Raw genomic sequence first — 17,826 nt, forward strand, 5'->3', positions numbered from 1 at the left:
CCCGCCGGGCCCCACCGGGCAGGCGGGACGCCGTGGCGGGGCGCGCACCGGCCGGGGAGCCCCGTCAGTCGGCGAGGTCGCGGACCGCCACGGCCTTCTCCACCCGGATCCGCACCAGCAGCTCCCCCGGCACGCCGTTGCGGGCCCCGTACTCCTCGGCGCGGTCCTCCCCCATGTACCGGGCGGCGATCCGCGTAGCCCAGTGGCGGACCTCCGCCAGGTCCTCGCTCAGCTCCGCCCGCCCCTCCAGCACGGCGAAGGAGTAGGGCGGCCGCTCGTCGTCGACGCAGAGCGACACCCGGCCGTCCCGGGCGAGGTTGCGGCCCTTGACCGTCTCCTTCCCGGTGTTGAGGACCACGTCGTCGCCGTCGAGCAGGAACCAGACCGGCGCCAGGTGCGGGCGGCCGTCGGCCCGGGTGGTGGCGAGCTTGCCGGTGCGGGTGCCCTCGCTGACGAAGGCCCGCCATTCGCTGTCGGTCATCGGGGTTGCCATGCCGTCCATGGTGGCCGAGCCGGGCGGCCGGCGCACCCGCCCACCGCCTCCGGCGGCCGCCCCGCAATCCGTTCGCCCTCCGCGCGGTGCGCCTCCTAGCCTTGCCGTATGGACGAGCAGCACCGCACCGCGCCGGACGACGGCGACGCAGCGCACCGCCTCCCCCTGGTGGCGGTCCTCACCGGTGCCGGGATCTCCACCGACTCCGGCATCCCCGACTACCGCGGCCCCGACGGCGTGTGGCGGCGCGACCCCGAGGCGGAGAAGCTCGTCACCTACTCGTACTACATGGAGGATCCCGAGGTCCGCCGCCGCGCGTGGCGGGTCCGCCGCGACGCGCCGACCCTGCGGGCCGAGCCCAACGCCGGCCACCGCGCCCTCGCCGACCTGGAGCGCACCGGCGTGCCGGTCCGCGTGCTCACCCAGAACGTCGACGGCCTGCACCAGCGGGCGGGCCTCCCCGCCCGCAAGGTCCTCGAACTGCACGGCACCGCCCACCGGACCCAGTGCACCCGCTGCCACGCCCGCGGTGACATGAGCGCCGCGCTGGAGCGGGTGGCGGCGGGCGAGGACGACCCGGCCTGCCTCGTCTGCGGCGGCGTCCTGAAGTCGGCCACCGTGATGTTCGGCGAGGGACTGGACCCGCAGGTGCTGGGGCAGGCCCGCTCGATCGCCCGGGCCTGCGACCTCTTCCTGGCCGTCGGCACCTCCCTGCAGGTCCATCCGGCGGCCTCGCTGGTCGACGTCGCGGTCGCCAGCGGCGCCCGGCTGGTCGTCGTCAACGCCGAGCCCACCCCGTACGACCCGCTCGCGGCCGAGATCGTCCGCGAGCCCATCGGCACGGCCCTGCCGCGGCTGGTGCGGCGCATCGCCGAGGAGGCCGGCGCCCCGCTGCCCGGCGCCGGCTGAGGGGCCCGGCCGCGCTGCGGCCGTCCCCGGACCGGTCGGCGGCAGGCGGACGGCAGGCGGGCGACCGGCGGACGGCAGGCGGTCGATCGGAGGGCGATCGGTGGACGATCGGGTGTGACATCGCCGGGGTACGTGCGCGCGTTCACGCCCCACCCGTATTGTTGGCGTCCATCGCGGCTCCGGAGCACCAACCGCCCCATGGCGCCCGAACCGCGGCAGCAGCCCGGCCGGCCCCGTCGCTCACCGCGTCGGCCGGAACCGTCGACCTCCTCGCCCCGAACCGGACCCCACATGCCTGCGCCACAGCCCCACAGCACCGAAGAAGCCCCCGCCGCCTCCGTCCCCGAGCCGCGCTCCCACACCTCCGCACCCGCCCCCGGCGCCCCGGCGCCGGCCCCGGCGGAGGCAGACGGCGACCGCTCCGGCATCCGCGACCTGCTGCGCGGCCACGCGGCCCAGGGCGGGTTCGCCCCCGCCGACGCCGCCGGCCCGTGGTCCGCGGCGGCCGGCACCGTCACCACCGCCGAGGAGGCCCGCGCCGCGTCCACCGCGCTCGCCGAGCTCCGAGGCCGCGACCTGCCCGCGCTGCGCGCCGCCGCGCCCCGCATCGCCGACGCCACCCCGCTCGCCGAACCGGCCACCGCCGCCGAACTCACCGCCGCCGCGGCCCTGCTGGTCCGCGTCGCGGCCACGCTCGGCACCCTGCGGCCCGAGGCGTACGAGGCCGACCTCGACGCCCTCGCCGACGCCACCGCCACCGGCGGCCTCGCCCTGGGCCCCCGCCGCTCCCTGGTCAAGCAGGCCAAGCGGCTCGCGGTGTCCCGCTGGGTGCGGCGCGCCGTCCTGCACGCCGCGCTGGTGGAGGCCGCCGCGGTCCGGGCCGACTGGCAGAAGGAGGCGCCCGGCTCCACGCCCGCGGCGCCGTCCGACGCCGACCTCTTCGGCGAACTGGTCCAGCACGTCCAGGGGATGGAGGCGAGCCTGCGGGAACTGGACCGGCTCCTCCCCGACGCCGGGCTGCAGAGCCTGCCGCTGGCCGAACTCGCCGAGCTCCTCGACGTCCTGGCCGCCGACGAGGGCGCCCTCCACCGCCTGGCCTCGCTCCACCAGCAGCGCGCCGAGCTGGAGCGGGCGGGTCTGGGCTCCCTGCTGGAGAAGCTGGCGGACGTCCAGGCCGACGCCGACCGCGCGGTGGCGGAGTACGACGCCCTGCACGGCGGCGACGCCGGGGCCGAGGACGGTCCGGACACCGCCGCGCACGACGCCGCCGCGCACGACGACGCCGCGCACGAGGACGCCGCCGCCGAGGACAGTGGCGCCGAAAACAGTGGCGCCGAGGACGCGGAGCGCGGTCCCGAGGACGCCGAGACGACCCCGGACGCCGCGCACGAGGACGCCGAGGGCGCCGAGTCGGAGCCGGCAGAGGCGGAGGCTGTGGCCGGTCCGGGCGACGACGCCGTCCCGGCTCCCGTGGCGGAGCACGGTCCCGATGCGGCCGAGCAGGTCGAGGACGTCGAGGCCGCCACCGCCCCTGCCGACGAGGTGGAGACCGCCCAGGCCCCGGCCGCCGTGGCCGAGGCCGAGCCCGCGCCCGAGGCCGAGCCCGCGCCTCCCGTCGCCGCTCAGGAGCACACTGCTCCCGCCGAGCAGGCCGCACCGGAGCCCGTGTCCCAGCCCGCGCCCGTCGAAACTGCCGAGGTCGCAGTACCGGTTGCCGGGACCGACGCCCTCCCCGTCCCCGCCGAGGCCGAGCCTGCTGCCTCGCCCGTGCCCGCCGCCGAGGTGCCTGCTCCGGTCGTGGCCGAGCCCGTCGTCGAGCCTGAGCCCGAGCCCGTTGCCGTGGCCGAGCCCGTCGCTGAGCCCGAGCCTGTCGTCGTGGCCGAGCCCGTCGTCGAGCCCGAGCCCGAGCCCGTTGCCGTGGCCGAGCCTGTCACCGAGCCCGAGCCCGAGCCCGTTGCCGTTGCCGAGCCCGTCGTCGAGCCTGAGCCCGAGCCCGTTGCCGTGGCCGAGCCCGTCGCTGAGCCCGAGCCCGTTGCCGTGGCCGAGCCCGAGCTTGTCGCCGAGCCCGAGCCCGCCGGATCGGCCGCCCCCACCACCGCAGAGCCCGTCGTGGCGGAGCCCGCCGCCGCTGCGTCGAGCCCGGTGGCCAGGACGCGCCGCCCGCGCAAGCCGTCCCTCACCCCGGGGCGCCCGGTCGCCGCCTACTCGGCCGCCGAACTCACCGCCCTCGCCCGCTGGATCGACAGCGACGGTGTCGGACGCACCGACGAGGAACTGCTGCGCGCGATCATGAAGGAGCTGGGCTTCACCCGCCTCGGCCCCCGCATCAAGGAGGCGCTCTCCGCCGCCGTCGGAGCGGCCCGCGCCGACTCCTGACACCTGTCCGGCCCGCCCGTCCTGCCGCGCGTCGGGCCCGTACGCGTCCGGGGCCGCCTCCCGGGGACCTGTCCGTCCCCGGGAGGCGGCCCCCGCCGTTGTCGGCGGGCCGGACGCACGGTGCGGTCAGCGCAGGACGCCTGCGGCGCGCGCCGCCGCGAGCCAGGCGGGGAACTCCGCGAGCAGGCGGTCGTACAGCACCTGGTCGGGCACGGAGCGCGGGTCGCGCCCGGCGGCCAGGAAGCCGGCGTTGTCCACCACCCGCTTCGCGGGCACCGGCAGCTCGTCGAGCCTGCGCAGGAAGGCGAACTCCTTGCCGTCCGGGTCGCCGAAGCCCACGAACTGCCAGAACAGCGGCAGTCGCGACGCCTCGCAGAGCAGCCGTTCGGCCGCGCTGCGGGAGGTGGGCCCGCCGTCGGTCTGGAAGACCACGAACGCCGGGTCGGTCGCCCCGGAGGCCCGGTAGTGGTCGATCACGGCCTCCATCGCGGCGTGGTAGTCGGTGCGGCCCATGTGCCCGTACGACGCGTGGAGGCTGCCGATCCGGCCGGCGTGGTCGTCGAGGGTGAGGTCGGCGACGCCGTGGACGCCGGTGGAGAAGAAGACCACCGGTACCGTGCCGTCGTCGTCGAGGTTCGCGCACAGGCCCAGGATCTGCTCGGCCAGGTGCTGCACGGTGCCGTCGCGGTAGAAGGGCCGCATGGAGCCGGAGCGGTCGAGGACCAGGTAGACGGCCGCCCGCAGCCCGGACAGGCCGTTCTTGCGCAGGCTGACCCCGGCGGCCTTGTACAGGTCGACCAGGCCCGGTGCGGCGCTCGCCACCCGTTCGGCCCCCACTGCCGCGCCGCCCGCGGAGCCTTCCGCGCCCCCGGGACGGGGACCGTTCCCGCCGTCGCCCCGGTTCTCGCCCGCGCCCTCGTGGGGCCGTTTCACGTAGTCGATCGCCATGGTCGTGCTCCTCCGCCGGGCGCCGCCGCCCGGCCCGGTCGCACGCTACCGCCCCGCCCGGCAGCCGTCAGGCCTTCCGTCCGGTCCGCGTCCGCAGGCCGCGTCCGCAGGCCGCGTCCGGAGACCATGCCCGGAGGCCGTGCCCGGAGGCCCTGCGCACCGCGCTGCCGCGCCGCCGTACCGCCCCGTGCGGCGGCCTCAGCCGAAGAAGCCCAGGGCGGCCGCGGCGCCCACGCCGCCGCAGACCATGAAGATCGGTGTCAGCACCTTCACCTCGACCCAGCTGCCGGCGCGGAACCGCATGGCCTTGGGCGGCCCCACCGGGTACCAGCGCTTGCGGCCCAGCGGGATCGGCCACAGGATCGGGCAGCCCGACACCGTCAGCGCGTCGCCGATGCAGTGGACGAGGGCGCCGAGCACGATGGGCAGGCCGACCCACAGGTACTGCTGCCCCGGCTCCGTGAACAGCCAGGAGGAGCCGTTGCCGGGCTTGTCCAGGATGTCGGCGAGCATCCAGGCGCTGGTGGCGCCGAGGAGCCAGACCAGGACGTCGCTGGAGACGCGGGCCTGCCGCCAGAGCAGCCCCTCGATGGCGAGCACCATGTGCACGAAGAGCACCGCGAGCACGCCCCACCGGCCGCCGTACACGCAGACCGCCGCCGCGCCGCCGCCGAAGAGGACGGCCCACAGCCAGGTGTGGGTGAGGGTGCGGTGGCCGCCGGAGCGCCGCGGGTCGCCCGCGCCGCGGGTCGACTTGTAGACCGCGTACGACAGCTTGTCGATGACCTCGCACATCCAGCGCGACACCGGGCCGAACGCGCGGGAGATGGTGGCGGCCTTGTGGTCCAGGTCCGGTGCCAGGGCCGCGCCGGCGCAGATGAGCGCACCGGTGACCAGCACCGGCCAGGGCATGGCGTGGTCGAGCGCGTACGCGCCCGCGCCGACACCCAGCCACGCGGCAGCCCCGGACAGCGAATGCGCCGGCCCCATCATGGTGATCCCCGCCCCTCGTTCCGCGTCCGGCCTGCCCCTCGGCGTCCGGACCGGCCGCAGCATAGCGGTCCGGATGATCGACTAGGGCGCGGGGGCGGTCGCGGTGACGGTCACGGTGGGCCCCGGGACCGGCGTCGACGCGTGGGTCCGGCCCGAGCCGAAGGCGGAGCCGAGGCCGAAGAACATCACGGCGACGCAGCAGCACATCAGCACCTGTCTGCGCAGGGCCGCCCGCTGCTCCCGGGTCGGCCCCTGCGGCGTGCCGTCGTACCAGCCGTCGTGATGCGAGCTCATGGGGCCCAAGCATCCGTGCGGATTGTGAACTCTGTCAAGGGTTAGGTTTTGTCGCGGCCGTCCACCTCTGTGACGGAACTGTGGCTCCGATGTGAGCTGGGTCAACGTGGGGCGCGTACTCGGTATATTCACACCAGGCCCCTTCGAAGACCGGAGACACCGTGTCCAGGAAAGTCACCGTGACAGCTGCGGAGGTCGCCCGGCTCGCCGGGGTGGGACGGGCCGCCGTCAGCAACTGGCGCCGGCGCCACGAGGACTTCCCGGCCCCGGCGGGCGGCACCGACGCCAGCCCCCTGTTCGCGCTCTCCGAGGTCGAGGGATGGCTGCGCAGGCAGGGCAAGCTCGCCGACGCCAACCAGCGGGACTGGCTCTGGCCCCACTTCGACGCGCTCGGCGACCGCGACCGCATGGGCCTCGCCGTCGCCGCCGTCGGCGCCGCCTGCCTGCGCGGCGGCCCCGACCGGACGCCGCTCCCCCTCCCCGACCTGCCCGACCTGGCCGAGCCCGCCGACCCGGGCCTGGTGGACCGCGCCGTCGAGGTGGCCCGCGCCGAAGGGCCGTACGAGACCTTCGAGTTCCTGCGGGGGCGCTGGCTCGACACCCACGTGCGGCAGATCAGCTCCACCCCCGGGGAGCTCGCGGAGCTGATGACCGCCCTCGCCCTGCCCGACGGGGACGCCCCCTCCGCCGGGGCGTCCGCCCCCGCCCCCACCGTCCTCGACCCCGCCTGCGGCACCGGCACCCTGCTCTCCAGCGCCCTGCGCCGCACCGCGGCCCAGGGCCGGCCCGCCGCCCTGCTCGGCCAGGAGTCCGCCCCCACCTGCGCCGCGCTGGCCGCCGTGCGCCTCGCCTTCGAGTACCGGGCCGTCGCCGGGTCCGCCGGGTCCGCCGGGTCCGCCGGGTCCGCCGGTTCCGCCGGGTCCGGACCGGCGGCCGGGAGCCCGCCGCCCGCCTTCCCCGCCCCCGACATCCGGACCGGCGACACGCTGCGCGCCGACGCGTTCCCCGACGTCCGCGCCGACGCCGTGGTCTGCAACCCGCCGTTCAACGAACGCGACTGGGGGCACGACGAACTCGCCTGGGACGACCGCTGGACCTACGGCCTGCCGCCGCGCACCGAGTCCGAGATCGCCTGGGTCCAGCACGCCCTCGCCCGGCTGCGCCCCGGCGGCACCGCCGTCCTGCTGATGCCGCCCGCCGCCGCCTCCCGCCGGGCGGGGCGCCGCATCCGCAGCGCCCTGCTCCAGCGCGGCGCGCTGCGCGCCGTCGTCGCCCTGCCGCCGGGCGCCGCCCCGCCCCACGGCGTCGCCCTCCACCTGTGGGTGCTGCGCAACCCCGGCGACGCCCCGGCCCCCGACTGCCTCCTGCTCGTCGACGCCGCCGGGGCCCAGGCCCCCGCCGGCCAGCCCCACGCCCCGCAGCCCGCCGACGGCCGCACCGGGCCCGACTGGCCCGCCGTCCACGCCGCGGTCCTCGACGCCTGGCGCGAGTTCGAGAGCCGCGGCGAGCACACCGAGGACCGCCCCGGCCGCCACCGCGCCGTCCGGGTCATCGACCTGCTCGACGACGAGGTCGACCTCACCCCCGCCCGGCACATCCCGCAGGGCGTCGCCGCGGGGGAGGCCCCCGACCTCGGCGGCCGCTGGGACGACCTCGCCGCCGCGCTCCGGCAGGCGGACGCCCTCTCCGCGGACCTCCGCGCGCTCGGCTCGCCCGCCGGCACCGCCGCCCCCGCGTCCTCCGCGGACCGGCCCGCCGCGGCGTCCCCGGCCGGAGTTCCCCAGACCACCGTCGGCGACCTGCTGCGCAGCGGCCACCTCTCCCTCCACCCGGGCACCTCGGCCCACCAGCCCCTCGTCCGCGACGGCGAGGCGCCGCCCGGCGCCGTACGGGTGCTCACCGCCGCCGACGTCCTCGCCGGCGCCGAGCCGTCCGGCTGGCTGCCGGCCGCCGAGGTCGACCCCGCCTGGACCGTCACCCGGCCCGGCGACGTCGTCGTCGCCGTCGCCCCGCACCACGCCGCCACCCGGGTCGCCGACGGCGCCCCGGCCGTCCTCGGCCCGCAGGTCCACGCCCTGCGCCCGGATCCCGGCGCCCTCGACCCCTGGTTCCTCGCCGGCAGCCTGCGCAGCCGCGCCAACGTCCGCCAGGCCGGCACCCACGCCTCCACCACCTCCCGCGTCGACCTGCGCCGGATGCAGCTGCTGCGCCTCCCGCTCGCCGAGCAGCGCCGCTACGGCGCCGCCTTCCAGCGGCTCGACGCCTTCGAACGCACCGTCGCCCGCGCCGCCGCGGCCGGCGACGACCTGGTGCGCTCCCTGACCGACGCCCTCGCCGCCGGCCTCGTCCCACCGGAGCCGGAGGGCGCCCCCGGGACCGGCTGAGCCGCCCGCCGCGCCGCGCCCACCCGGCCCGCACACCGCACAGCTGCACCACCGCACAGCTGCACCACCGCACCACCGCACCACGGCAAAGCCGCACCACCGCACCACCGCACCACCGCACCGCCGTCCGTACGGCGGAGCCGCACGAACGACCCGCACGCACAGCAGACACGCAGACAGCAGACACGGACACACGGGGGAAACCAGTGCCCGACATCCACATACGTCCCGACGCGCTCCGGCAGTCCGCCACCGGCCTGCGCACCGTCGCCGGCGGCGTCGGCCCGCAGGCCGGCCACTGGCTCGACGCCAGCTTCGCCGCCGCGCTCTCCCACGGCGGCTGGGAGTCCGCCGGGGCGCTCTCCGGCTGCGCCGCCGCCTGGCAGGACCACATGAAGCAGGTGGTCCGGCAGCTCCACGACCACGCGGACCGGCTGGACTACTCGGCGGGCTCGTACGAGTCCGCCGACGCCGAGGCCACCCGCCGCCTCCGGCAGGCGCTGACCGACCTGAACGCGGGCTGAGGCCGCCATGGTGACGATCGCCCAGCTCAAGCAGGCGAACCCAGCGATGTGGCAGTCCGCCGCCGACGGCTGGCTCAACCTCGCCAAGGAGTCCGAGCAGGCCTGCAACGACATCCACGACCAGGGCAGGGGCCCCCTCGACGAGCACTGGCAGGACCGCGTCGGCCAGGCCGCCCGCGGGCAGCTCGCCCGCGACGCCGACACCCTGGAGGCCGGCGCCGACATCATGCGCGGCGTGGCCATGGTCCTCGACGGGCTCACCACCAGCATCGAGTACGCCCAGCGCACCCTCCAGGACGGCCTGGACCTCGCCGCCCGGTACGGCTTCGACGTCGACGGGCAGACCGGCGCCCTCACCCCCAACGGGAGCGGCGACGTCCCCGAGGGCCACCGCTACGGCGCCGAGGTCTCCGCCCTGCTCGACGAGGCGCTGCGGCAGGCCGGCCAGGCCGACCGGAAGGCCGCCGACGAGCTGCGCAGGCTCGCCGGCACGACCGGCGTCACCGACCCGGACGTCGCGCTCAACCGGTACCAGGGCGAGGCGTCCCAGACCGAGCTGTCCATGTACAGGGGCGACATCCCCGACGGCTCGGACCCCGCCCTGGTCTCCGAGTGGTGGGACTCCCTCACCCCGCAGCAGCAGGAGCAGCTCAAGCTCTCGAACCCCGTCGAGATCGCCGGGCTCGACGGCATCCCCGACGGCGTCAAGCAGGAACTGCGCGGCACCGACGGGAAGTTCGACCGCGTGGAGTTCGTCCGCTGGACGATGGAGCACTGGGACGACGACAACGTCGACATCGACGGCGAGAACAACTGCACCAACTTCGCCTCCGAGGGGCTGCACCACTCCGGCGTGCAGTACAAGGGCTGGAACACCCTCGACGACGACGGCTGGGGCAAGAGCACCGCCGGCGGCTGGGGCTGGGACTGGCTCGACCGCAACGGCCACACCCACACCAACTCCTGGGGCGGCGCCCAGAACCTGCACGACTTCCTGAACCGCAACGGCAGCCACGAGGTGCCGCTCTCGCAGGCGAAGCCGGGCGACATCATCTTCTTCGAGGAGGCGTCCGACCAGAACGAGCACATCAAGCAGGGCACCATCCACCACACCGCCGTGGTCACCGCCGTCACCCCCGACGGCGACATCCGCTACACCCAGCACAGCGACCAGCGGCTCAACGTCTCCCTCAACGGCCGCGAGCACCACGAGACCACCGCCGAGGGGCAGCAGAACATCCGTGTCGTCCGCGTCGAGCCGAACTGGTACTGAGAGCCGATGAGCAGCCACCCCGAACCGCCCCGCAGCCCCGCCCCGCAGCCCCCGCCGCCGCACGGGGCCCCGCCGCCCCGCGGCCCGGTGCCGTACGGCCCCGGACCCCACGGACCGGGAGCGCACGTCCCGGGTCCGCCGGGCCCCGGCGGGTACGGACCGGCGGCGCACCCCCCGGCGGCGCATCCCGCGCGGACCCTCCGCGTCCGGGGGCCGCTGGCCCTGCTCGTCCTCGGCCTGGCCGCCACCGGCTTCGCCCTGTGGTCCTGGAACCACCACGTCGGCGCGTTCGTCGACGCCTGCAAGGCGGGGCCCGGCATCCCGGCGTCCGGGACGGCCGCCGCCGTCGGCGGCCTCCTCCTCGGCCTCGCGGCCACGGTCTGGCTCGCCCGCCGGGTCCTGGCCGCCCCGCGCCGCGGCGCGGGGGCCGTCGCCCTGGTGATCGCCGCCGTCCTGCTGCTGGTCCAGGCCGTCGAGGCCAAGGAGGTGCTGGGCTCCCGCGGCCCCCAGGCGAACCCCTGCTCCGGCAGCCACGCCCCGTCCCGCCTGCTCTGACCCGTCTCCGTCCGCCCTGACCCGCCTCCGCCCGCCCCGCCCGCACTCCCGCCCGCACCCGCCGGTCCCGACCCCGGCGGGTGCGGCCGTGGCGGTCGGCCCTTGGGCGCGCGCTGTGCGAGCATGGCCGACGGCCGGGCGCGGACCCGGCACGTGACCAGGACGGACGACGGCGAAGGGAAGCGGCATGGTGCTCGGCCTCGGATGGAGACTCCACGGGGACGGACGCACCCCCGGCCCCGGCGAGGTCGTCAGGCCCGCGGAGCGGTTGTCCTGGCCGCGCACGGTCGGGCTCGGCGCGCAGCACGTGGTCGCCATGTTCGGCGCGACGTTCGTCGCCCCCGTCCTGATGGGCCTCGACCCGAACCTCGCGGTGATGCTCTCCGGCGTCGCCACCATCCTCTTCCTGCTGATCACCCGCGGGCGCATCCCCAGCTACCTCGGCAGCAGCCTCTCCTTCGTGGGCGTCGCCGCCTCCATCAAGGCGGCCGGCGGCGGCATCGGCACCGTCACCGGCGCCATGCTGGTGGTCGGCGTCGTCCTGGCGGCGGCGGGCGTGGCGGTCCAGGCGCTCGGCGCCCGCGTGGTGCACGCCGTGCTGCCCCCGGTCGTCACCGGCGCCGTCGTGATGATCATCGGGTTCAACCTGGCGCCGGTCGTCGCCCGCACGTACTGGCCGCAGGACCAGTGGGTCGCCCTGCTCACCATGGCCTTCACGCTCTGCGCGATGGTCGTCGTCCGCGGCTTCCTCTCCCGCATCGCGGTCTTCCTCGGACTGGTCTTCGGCTACGTGCTGTCCTGGCTCTTCGACCGGATCTTCGGGCAGATCCACTCGCCGAACGCCGCCGGCCAGGTCACCGACCACTGGCGCGTCGACCTCAGCGGGGTCGCGCACGCCGACTGGTTCGGCCTGCCGGCCGTCCACGCGCCCGACTTCAAGCTCTCGGCCGTGCTCCTCGCGCTGCCCGTCGTCGTCGCCCTCATCGCCGAGAACGCCGGGCACGTCAAGGCCGTCGCCGAGATGACCGGGGACGACCTCGACCCCGACCTCGGCCGGGCCATCGCCGCCGACGGCGCCACCACCGTCCTGTCCACCTCCCTCGGCGGACCGGCGACCACCACCTACGCGGAGAACATCGGCGTCATGGCCGCCACCCGCGTCTACTCCACCGCCGCGTACCTGTGCGCCGCGCTCTTCGCGATCCTCTTCGGCCTCTGCCCCAAGTTCGGCGCGGTCGTCGCGGCCACCCCCGGCGGCGTCCTCGGCGGCATCACCGTCGTCCTCTACGGCATGATCGGCCTGCTCGGCGCCAAGATCTGGCACGAGAACGACGTCGACCTCGGCAACCCGCTCAACCTCGTCCCCGTCGCCGCGGGCGTCATCATCGGCATCGGCAACGTCTCGCTGACCTTCAGCCAGGACTTCAAGCTCGACGGCATCCCCCTCGGGACCCTCGTCACCATCCTCGGCTACCACGCCCTGCGCCCCCTCGCCCCGCCCCACCTCAAGGGCGAGCCCCCGCTCATGGACGCCGCCGAACCCGGCGGCGACGGCGACGGCCACGGGGGCACTGGCGGCGGCGGGCCGCGGACCGGCCGCTGAGCCCGCACCCGTGCCCGCGGCGACGACCGCCGAGGGCGCAGACGGCGGCCCGGCCCGGCTGGGCCGGGCCGCCGGTACCGTGGCCGACGGCCGGGGCAGCCGCCGGACGAGGAGCTCCGCCGACACCGCCCACCCCTCCCAAAGCAGACCGGGGACCACGGACTCCTCCTCGCCGACCCCATGGACCCCCCCACCGCTCCGCTCCGCCCTCGCGGACGCGCTCGGTGTCCCTCCCGCCGCCGTCGGCATCGCCGACGGGGACGGCGGCATGGGGGAGTCCACCTGGTCCGACCCCGTCCTCTGCCTCTCCTACGCCTGCGGCGGCGGTGTCACCCCCGTCCGGGACATCCACACCGCCGACTCCCTCCCCGGCCTCCCGTCCGAGCAGGTGCTCGCCGTCCGCCCCGCTGCCCGGACCGGCATGCCGGCCCTCCGCCACGCGGGCACGCTGCGGCCGAGCGCCCACCGGGTCGCGACGCCCGGCGGCACCGTCGCCCGCGCCCGGGTGCACGCGGACGACGCGTGCACGAGCCTGACGGTCGACCGGGTCGAACCCGGCCCGCTCGTACCGCACAGGAGTGGAGGAAGCCGAGGTTGAGGGCAGCCGACAGGTCGTCGGTGCGGTGGGCCTGGGCGGGCACCTCCGGCGCCAACGCTTCGGGGGCGGGTGCCTTCACCATCCGCTCGCCGGTCCGGCATGGGGAGCCCGGTCCGGAAGGCCATCCCGTCGCATTCGTCCGCGTGTGCGATACCGTGCCCGGAACCGTTTCTGCTGCCGCGGGGGTGCGCGTGGGCGTGGTGCTGCCGGACGAACTGGTGTGGGTGCTGGACCTGATCGGGGTGTCCTGGCCCAACGTGGACGAGGACGACTACCGCAGGACGGCCGACTCCCTGCGGTCCTTCTGCGACGAGGTCGACAACGGCCGCGCCGACACCCACGTCGCGGTGCAGCGGATGCTCGGTGAGAACGCCGGAGCGGCGACCCGGGCCTTCGAAGCCCACTGGGGAGTGCTGTCCGGAACCCACCTCCACCAGCTCGCCGAGGGCGGCAGGCTCGCGGCGAACGCCCTGGACGGCGTCGCCGTGCTCATCGAGGGGGCCAAGGCCGCTGCCATCGTCCAGCTGGGCATCCTGGCGGCCGAGGTCGCAGCCGCGCAGGCCGCTGCGCCGCTGACGTTCGGCCTCTCGGAGGCCGGCGCCCTGGGCGCCACCCAGGCCACCCGCCTGATCGTCCGCCGACTGCTCAAGGAGGCGGAGCAGGCCATCGTCGCCGAACTGATGGCCGTCGCCGAGGGGCCGGTCATCAACGCACTGTCCGACATGGCCGGGAACCTGGCCGTCCAGCTGGGGGAGAACGCCCTCGGGATGCGTGACGGCGTCGACATGTCGCAGGTGGGCAGGTCCGGCGCGGACGGTTTCTCCCAGGGCGTCGACGAGGCCGGCAGCACACTCGGCCTGTCCGGCGGCGGCGCGGGCGGCCACGACGCCTGACCCCGGGGGCGGGCCGTCGGTGCGGCACCCCGCCTGCGCGGTGCCGCTCGCGGTCCGCCGGGCTCTCAGGGCTGGTCGCTGGGCACTGCCTCCGCCACGCGGGCCAGCATGTCCACATAGCTGCGGCCGACCGGCAGGGAGAACAGCGAGTCGACGTACTCTCCGACGTCCAGGCGGAAGTCCCCGCCGGCCGGCGGGGGGAAGTCCGACAGCACGTAGCGCCCGTAGGACGGGGAGGCCGGGTCGGTGTCCACGGTCCAGTCGCCGCCGTACTCGTGCATGACGTACTGGGCGGTGTAGGCGAGGACGTGGGTGAACAGCCACCAGTAGTCGTCCTCGGGCAGGGCGGCCACGTCCTCGTCCCGCATCAGCTCGTGCACGGGCGAGAGCATCGTGTAGGGCCGCTCCGCCACCGCCTCCGGATCGGCGCCGAGCACCTTGGCGAGGCGCACCAGGGAGTCCCGGGACCCCTGCTTCCAGTCGTCGAGTTCGGCCAGCAGCGTGTCGATGTCCTGCCGGTCGTCGGGGGAAGGCATCGCGCTCCTCAGTTCCGGGTGGTGAAGACGATCCGCGCCCGCAGCAGGGCGTTCCTCAGCGCGGGTGACGGGTGGGCGTCCATGAAGTCCCAGTGCAGCTGCACGTCCGGGTCGCGCCGCCGCGTGGCGACGTCCTTCGCGATCTGCTCGAAGAGGTCGTCCGACAGAGGGACGAACTGCTCGACCGGAGTGCCGTTGACCGTCTTCCACCGCTGGTAGGTCTTGACCTCGACATGGTATCGACGGCCCGAGGCGTCGTGCGCGGTGACGTCCACGTGCCTGCCGCCCGAGCCCGTGACCGGGTAGGGGGCGTGGTCATGAGTGGCCACCGGCACGTGGTTCCCGTGCCGTCGGCCGCCCCACAACCGGGCCGCCGCCCGCTCGCCTGCGGCCCAGCGGCGTTCCCCCGGCTCCTCCTCCAGGTGTCGTCTGCGGGATCGCCAGTTCCGTACGTCGTCCGTCGTCGGTCCGGTGGAGGGGCCCGCCTCCAGCTCTCTCGGCCGGCCGCCCGCGCCCTCCGCCCCGCCCCGGTGCGGCGGAGTCGGCCCGTCGCGGCCCGCGTCGCCGCGCCGGATGCCGTGGAGGGCGTCCGCCACGGACTGCTCGTGGGCGCGGTGGTTGGCGTTGGCCTGGTGGTGGCCGCGTGCGACCTTGTCGAGGTGCTCGGTGAGTGCCTTCTGCGCCTTCGTCACGGAGTCCAGCAGCTTCTCCACCCCCGACTCCGCAGCCTGGGCGAGGGAGCCGCGGCCACGGGTGCGGCCGAAGTGGTGCCGTGCGGCGCCCAGGTGCGTGCCGCCCTCGGTGTGCAGGTGCTCGCTGTGGGCCGAGAACCGGGCGGCCAGGCGCTCCGTCTCCTCGAAGTTGTGCCGGATCTCCTCGGTCACCGGGCCGCTCCCGCGGAGTCCCCGGCCAGGTGGCCCCTGCTCCGTGCGTGCGGTCCCGGGTCCGTGGCGCCGGTGCCGCCTTCGCGCCCGACCGTGCCCTCCGGTTCCCGGAAACGGCCCCCCGTGGCCGATTCGACGCCCATGTGACCATCCCCCTTTGGCGAAGAAACGCTTCCGCACTCTAGCCGCAAGCCTTGCGGCCGAAGCCGGGAGACCTGCGCCGCGGGGGAGTGCGTCCGGCCCTTGGGAGATGCGCCTGTCGCGGGCGTGGCCGGCGGCGCAGCGGGCGGCACCTTCGCGACGCTGGGCGCCGTGCACTGGACGGCGGGTGTGCCGGAACCCGCGCTTGCCGTCCTTGTCGGGCCGGAGGGCGTGGCGTGCACGGTTCGCCCGAGGTCCTCTGCGCTGCCCACGGGCGCGTTGTGCGTGGGGTGGGCCACCCGCTCTCGAGCGTCGATCGGCAGGATCCCGCTGCGAGCCTCCGTGACCTCCCTCGGCAACTCGATCGAGTGAAAGCATCGTTCACATCTAAAGCTCTCGCTATGCTCGCGTCCGGAGAATCCTTCTGTCGGTTGAACAGATCTCTTTCTCAGGGGGCGCCATGAGGATCAAGCGGGTGCATGTGGAGAACTTCCGTTGCCTGAAGAAGGTGGACATCGCGTTCGACCGGATCACCTGCTTCGTGGGCCCCACCGGCGCGGGGAAGTCCACCGTGCTGCGCGCCCTCGACTGGTTCTTCAACGGCGAGAGGTCCGTCGCACTCGGTGACGAGGATCTGCACTCCGCGGCCGACGGACGCCGGATCACGGTGGAGGTGGAGTTCGACGCGCTCACCCCGCGCGACAGGGAGTCGCTCGGCAGCTATGCGCCGCCGGACGCCGAGACCGTCATCATCTGGCGCACCTGGGAGGACGGCGAGGACAGGATCACCGGCAAGGGCCTCGCCTACCCGCCGTTCGAGGCCGTGCGCGAGCAGCCGAAGGCGATGGCGAAGCGGACGGCGTACCGCGAGCTCCGCGAGCAGCGGCCCGACCTTGGCCTGCCCGCAGCCGGCAGCGAGGAGGCCGTGCTGGAGGCGCTGCGCCTGTGGGAGCTGGACCACCGGGACCAGCTGTCCGAGACTGAGATCCCCGGCACCCACTTCTTCGGCTTCGCCGGCCAGAGCAAGCTCGCCGAGCTGATCGACTTCGTCTTCGTCTCGGCTGACCTGCGCGCCCACGAGGAGGCGGACGACCAGAAGACCTCCACCGTCGGGCGGATCCTCGACCACGCGGTGGACCGCACCGTGGCGAGCAAGCAGCTCGACGGGGTGGAGGAGGCCGCCCACCGGCAGCGGCAGGAGATCCACGCCAGGGTCTACGGGCCCGTCCTCGACGGCATCTCCCGGCAGCTGTCGAGGGAGGTCGCTCAGTTCACGACGGGGCGTCAGGTGCTGGTCTCACCTGTGGTCCAGGCTCCCCGGCCGGCCAGGACCACGTTCCGGATCAGTATCAGGGACGGTGCCGCCGAGACGTCCGTGCACCGCCAGGGGCACGGGTTCCAGCGAGCCCTGATCATCGCCGCACTCAAGCTGCTGGCCGAGCGCAGGCGTCCGCAGGACGGGGAGCGCACCCTGTGCCTCGCCGTCGAGGAGCCCGAGCTGTTCCAGCACCCCGCGCAGGCGCGGACCTTCGCGGAGGTGCTGCGCAGGCTCGCCGCCTCCTCCGGGGGCGGCGTGCAGGTGATGTACGCGACGCACAGCTTCGTCTTCGTGGACCACCGCAGCTACCACGAGATCCGCCGTCTCGGCCAGGACTTCGTCGACGGCCACCCGGTCACGCGGGTGCGGTCGGTGACCGAGGCCGACCTGTGCCGGCTCCTCGACCTGTACGTGAAGGCCGACGACGTCAGGCGGCGCACCGGGAGCACGTGCACCGGGACCCTCGCGGAGGCGTTCTTCGCGAAGGCCGCCGTGCTGGTGGAGGGGGACACGGACGCGGCCGTCGTCACCGGCTGCGCCGAGCGGCAGGGGGCCAATCTCGGAGCCGAGGGGATCAGCGTGATCGACGTGAACGGCAAGGGGAACCTCATCCTCTGCCACGCGATCCTCACCGCGCTCGGAGTGCGCTGCCACGTGGTCTTCGACGGCGACGAGGGGCTGCTCGAGCGCAAGCTGGAGTCGGTCCGGCATCTGCCGGAGGAGGAGCAGCGGCAGAAGCGGAAGAAGTTCGAGGAGGAGGCCGACCGTGAGGCGAGGAAGAACACCGCCCTTCTCGGCTACCTCCGCCGCCCGTCGGGCCCGTGGCCCGAGACGGCGGCAGAGCCGACGCATACCGTCTTCGGCGACAACCTCGAGGTGTACCTCGGCGGGGAGTGGCCGTCCTGGGAGCAGCGCAGGCGCGAGCTGGTCGCCCTGGGGGACGGCTTCACCCACAAGAACACGGCCACGTACCGGGAGGCGGCCCGGACCGCCGAGGCCGGTCCGCCGCTGCTGCTCCTGACCCTCCTGGAGAACGTGCGGGCGCTCGCCCGGGACTGACGTGCGCGGCGGAGGCGCGCGACGACGCCTCCGCCGGCCGCGGCG

Annotated in this window: 16 protein-coding genes; 10 read left to right on the forward strand and 6 right to left on the reverse strand. The window is 75.4% G+C overall.

The window, feature by feature from the left end; translation table 11 throughout:
* Positions 1-64: 64 nt before the first annotated feature.
* On the reverse strand, positions 65-493 hold the full coding sequence (locus tag LO771_RS13395; protein ID WP_230651922.1) for a PPOX class F420-dependent oxidoreductase: 429 nt from the start codon (positions 491-493) through the stop codon (positions 65-67).
* A 108-nt stretch (positions 494-601) separates the two neighbouring features.
* Between LO771_RS13395 and LO771_RS13400 the strand changes: the two genes are divergently transcribed.
* Together LO771_RS13400 and LO771_RS13405 are read left to right on the forward strand one after the other, a co-directional pair.
* The gene (locus LO771_RS13400; RefSeq protein ID WP_230651924.1) at positions 602-1,402 is read left to right on the forward strand and encodes a Sir2 family NAD-dependent protein deacetylase; all 801 of its coding nucleotides are present in this window, start codon (positions 602-604) and stop codon (positions 1,400-1,402) included.
* Positions 1,403-1,693: 291 nt separating this feature from the next.
* Positions 1,694-3,778 carry a hypothetical protein gene (locus LO771_RS13405; protein ID WP_230651927.1) on the forward strand — a complete coding sequence of 695 codons (2,085 nt, stop codon included), beginning with the start codon at positions 1,694-1,696 and terminating at the stop codon, positions 3,776-3,778.
* Between the two features lie 126 nt (positions 3,779-3,904).
* Here LO771_RS13405 and LO771_RS13410 read toward each other — a convergent pair whose 3' ends face one another.
* The 3 genes from LO771_RS13410 to LO771_RS13420 all read right to left on the reverse strand — a co-directional run bounded on the left by LO771_RS13410 (position 3,905) and on the right by LO771_RS13420 (position 6,013).
* A complete protein-coding gene (locus LO771_RS13410; RefSeq protein ID WP_230651929.1) occupies positions 3,905-4,726 on the reverse strand; it encodes a VWA domain-containing protein in 822 nt (273 codons plus the stop codon).
* 198 nt (positions 4,727-4,924) lie between these two features.
* On the reverse strand, positions 4,925-5,719 hold the full coding sequence (locus LO771_RS13415) for a metal-dependent hydrolase (protein WP_230651932.1): 795 nt from the start codon (positions 5,717-5,719) through the stop codon (positions 4,925-4,927).
* Between the two features lie 81 nt (positions 5,720-5,800).
* Positions 5,801-6,013 carry a hypothetical protein gene (locus tag LO771_RS13420; RefSeq protein WP_230651935.1) on the reverse strand — a complete coding sequence of 71 codons (213 nt, stop codon included), beginning with the start codon at positions 6,011-6,013 and terminating at the stop codon, positions 5,801-5,803.
* A 179-nt stretch (positions 6,014-6,192) separates the two neighbouring features.
* Here LO771_RS13420 and LO771_RS13425 point away from each other — a divergent pair, with 179 nt between their 5' ends.
* The 7 genes from LO771_RS13425 to LO771_RS13455 all read left to right on the forward strand — a co-directional run bounded on the left by LO771_RS13425 (position 6,193) and on the right by LO771_RS13455 (position 13,843).
* On the forward strand, positions 6,193-8,397 hold the full coding sequence (locus LO771_RS13425) for an N-6 DNA methylase (protein ID WP_230651938.1): 2,205 nt from the start codon (positions 6,193-6,195) through the stop codon (positions 8,395-8,397).
* Positions 8,398-8,603: 206 nt separating this feature from the next.
* A complete protein-coding gene (locus LO771_RS13430) occupies positions 8,604-8,921 on the forward strand; it encodes a type VII secretion target (RefSeq protein ID WP_230651941.1) in 318 nt (105 codons plus the stop codon).
* A gap of 7 nt (positions 8,922-8,928) precedes the next feature.
* Positions 8,929-10,194 carry an amidase domain-containing protein gene (locus tag LO771_RS13435; protein WP_230651944.1) on the forward strand — a complete coding sequence of 422 codons (1,266 nt, stop codon included), beginning with the start codon at positions 8,929-8,931 and terminating at the stop codon, positions 10,192-10,194.
* A gap of 6 nt (positions 10,195-10,200) precedes the next feature.
* Positions 10,201-10,749 (forward strand): hypothetical protein, encoded by a 549-nt coding sequence (locus LO771_RS13440; protein WP_230651946.1) that lies wholly within the window; start codon positions 10,201-10,203, stop codon positions 10,747-10,749.
* 187 nt (positions 10,750-10,936) lie between these two features.
* Positions 10,937-12,352, forward strand: a complete 1,416-nt coding sequence (locus LO771_RS13445) for a uracil-xanthine permease family protein (protein WP_230651949.1) — start codon at positions 10,937-10,939, stop codon at positions 12,350-12,352.
* Positions 12,353-12,362: 10 nt separating this feature from the next.
* Entirely contained in the window at positions 12,363-12,950 is a 588-nt protein-coding gene (locus tag LO771_RS13450) for a hypothetical protein (RefSeq protein ID WP_230651951.1), read from the forward strand.
* Positions 12,951-13,147: 197 nt separating this feature from the next.
* On the forward strand, positions 13,148-13,843 hold the full coding sequence (locus LO771_RS13455) for a hypothetical protein (RefSeq protein WP_230651954.1): 696 nt from the start codon (positions 13,148-13,150) through the stop codon (positions 13,841-13,843).
* Between the two features lie 65 nt (positions 13,844-13,908).
* Here LO771_RS13455 and LO771_RS13460 read toward each other — a convergent pair whose 3' ends face one another.
* Entirely contained in the window at positions 13,909-14,379 is a 471-nt protein-coding gene (locus LO771_RS13460) for a hypothetical protein (protein ID WP_230651957.1), read from the reverse strand.
* An 8-nt stretch (positions 14,380-14,387) separates the two neighbouring features.
* Positions 14,388-15,263: a hypothetical protein gene (locus LO771_RS13465; RefSeq protein WP_230651960.1), complete on the reverse strand. Its 876-nt coding sequence runs from the start codon at positions 15,261-15,263 to the stop codon at positions 14,388-14,390.
* A 601-nt stretch (positions 15,264-15,864) separates the two neighbouring features.
* Here LO771_RS13465 and LO771_RS13470 point away from each other — a divergent pair.
* Positions 15,865-17,781 carry an ATP-dependent endonuclease gene (locus LO771_RS13470; RefSeq protein WP_230651963.1) on the forward strand — a complete coding sequence of 639 codons (1,917 nt, stop codon included), beginning with the start codon at positions 15,865-15,867 and terminating at the stop codon, positions 17,779-17,781.
* Positions 17,782-17,826: the final 45 nt, after the last annotated feature.

This window comes from Streptacidiphilus sp. ASG 303 (assembly GCF_020991365.1).
Lineage (GTDB): Bacteria > Actinomycetota > Actinomycetes > Streptomycetales > Streptomycetaceae > Peterkaempfera.

Coding starts and splice junctions, on each gene's coding strand:
- LO771_RS13395 (WP_230651922.1), bottom strand. CDS start 493: ATGGCAACCCCGATGACCGACAGCGAATGGCGGGCCTTCGTCAGCGAG.
- LO771_RS13400 (WP_230651924.1), top strand. CDS start 602: ATGGACGAGCAGCACCGCACCGCGCCGGACGACGGCGACGCAGCGCAC.
- LO771_RS13405 (WP_230651927.1), top strand. CDS start 1,694: ATGCCTGCGCCACAGCCCCACAGCACCGAAGAAGCCCCCGCCGCCTCC.
- LO771_RS13410 (WP_230651929.1), bottom strand. CDS start 4,726: ATGGCGATCGACTACGTGAAACGGCCCCACGAGGGCGCGGGCGAGAAC.
- LO771_RS13415 (WP_230651932.1), bottom strand. CDS start 5,719: ATGATGGGGCCGGCGCATTCGCTGTCCGGGGCTGCCGCGTGGCTGGGT.
- LO771_RS13420 (WP_230651935.1), bottom strand. CDS start 6,013: ATGAGCTCGCATCACGACGGCTGGTACGACGGCACGCCGCAGGGGCCG.
- LO771_RS13435 (WP_230651944.1), top strand. CDS start 8,929: ATGGTGACGATCGCCCAGCTCAAGCAGGCGAACCCAGCGATGTGGCAG.
- LO771_RS13440 (WP_230651946.1), top strand. CDS start 10,201: ATGAGCAGCCACCCCGAACCGCCCCGCAGCCCCGCCCCGCAGCCCCCG.
- LO771_RS13445 (WP_230651949.1), top strand. CDS start 10,937: ATGGTGCTCGGCCTCGGATGGAGACTCCACGGGGACGGACGCACCCCC.
- LO771_RS13460 (WP_230651957.1), bottom strand. CDS start 14,379: ATGCCTTCCCCCGACGACCGGCAGGACATCGACACGCTGCTGGCCGAA.
- LO771_RS13470 (WP_230651963.1), top strand. CDS start 15,865: ATGAGGATCAAGCGGGTGCATGTGGAGAACTTCCGTTGCCTGAAGAAG.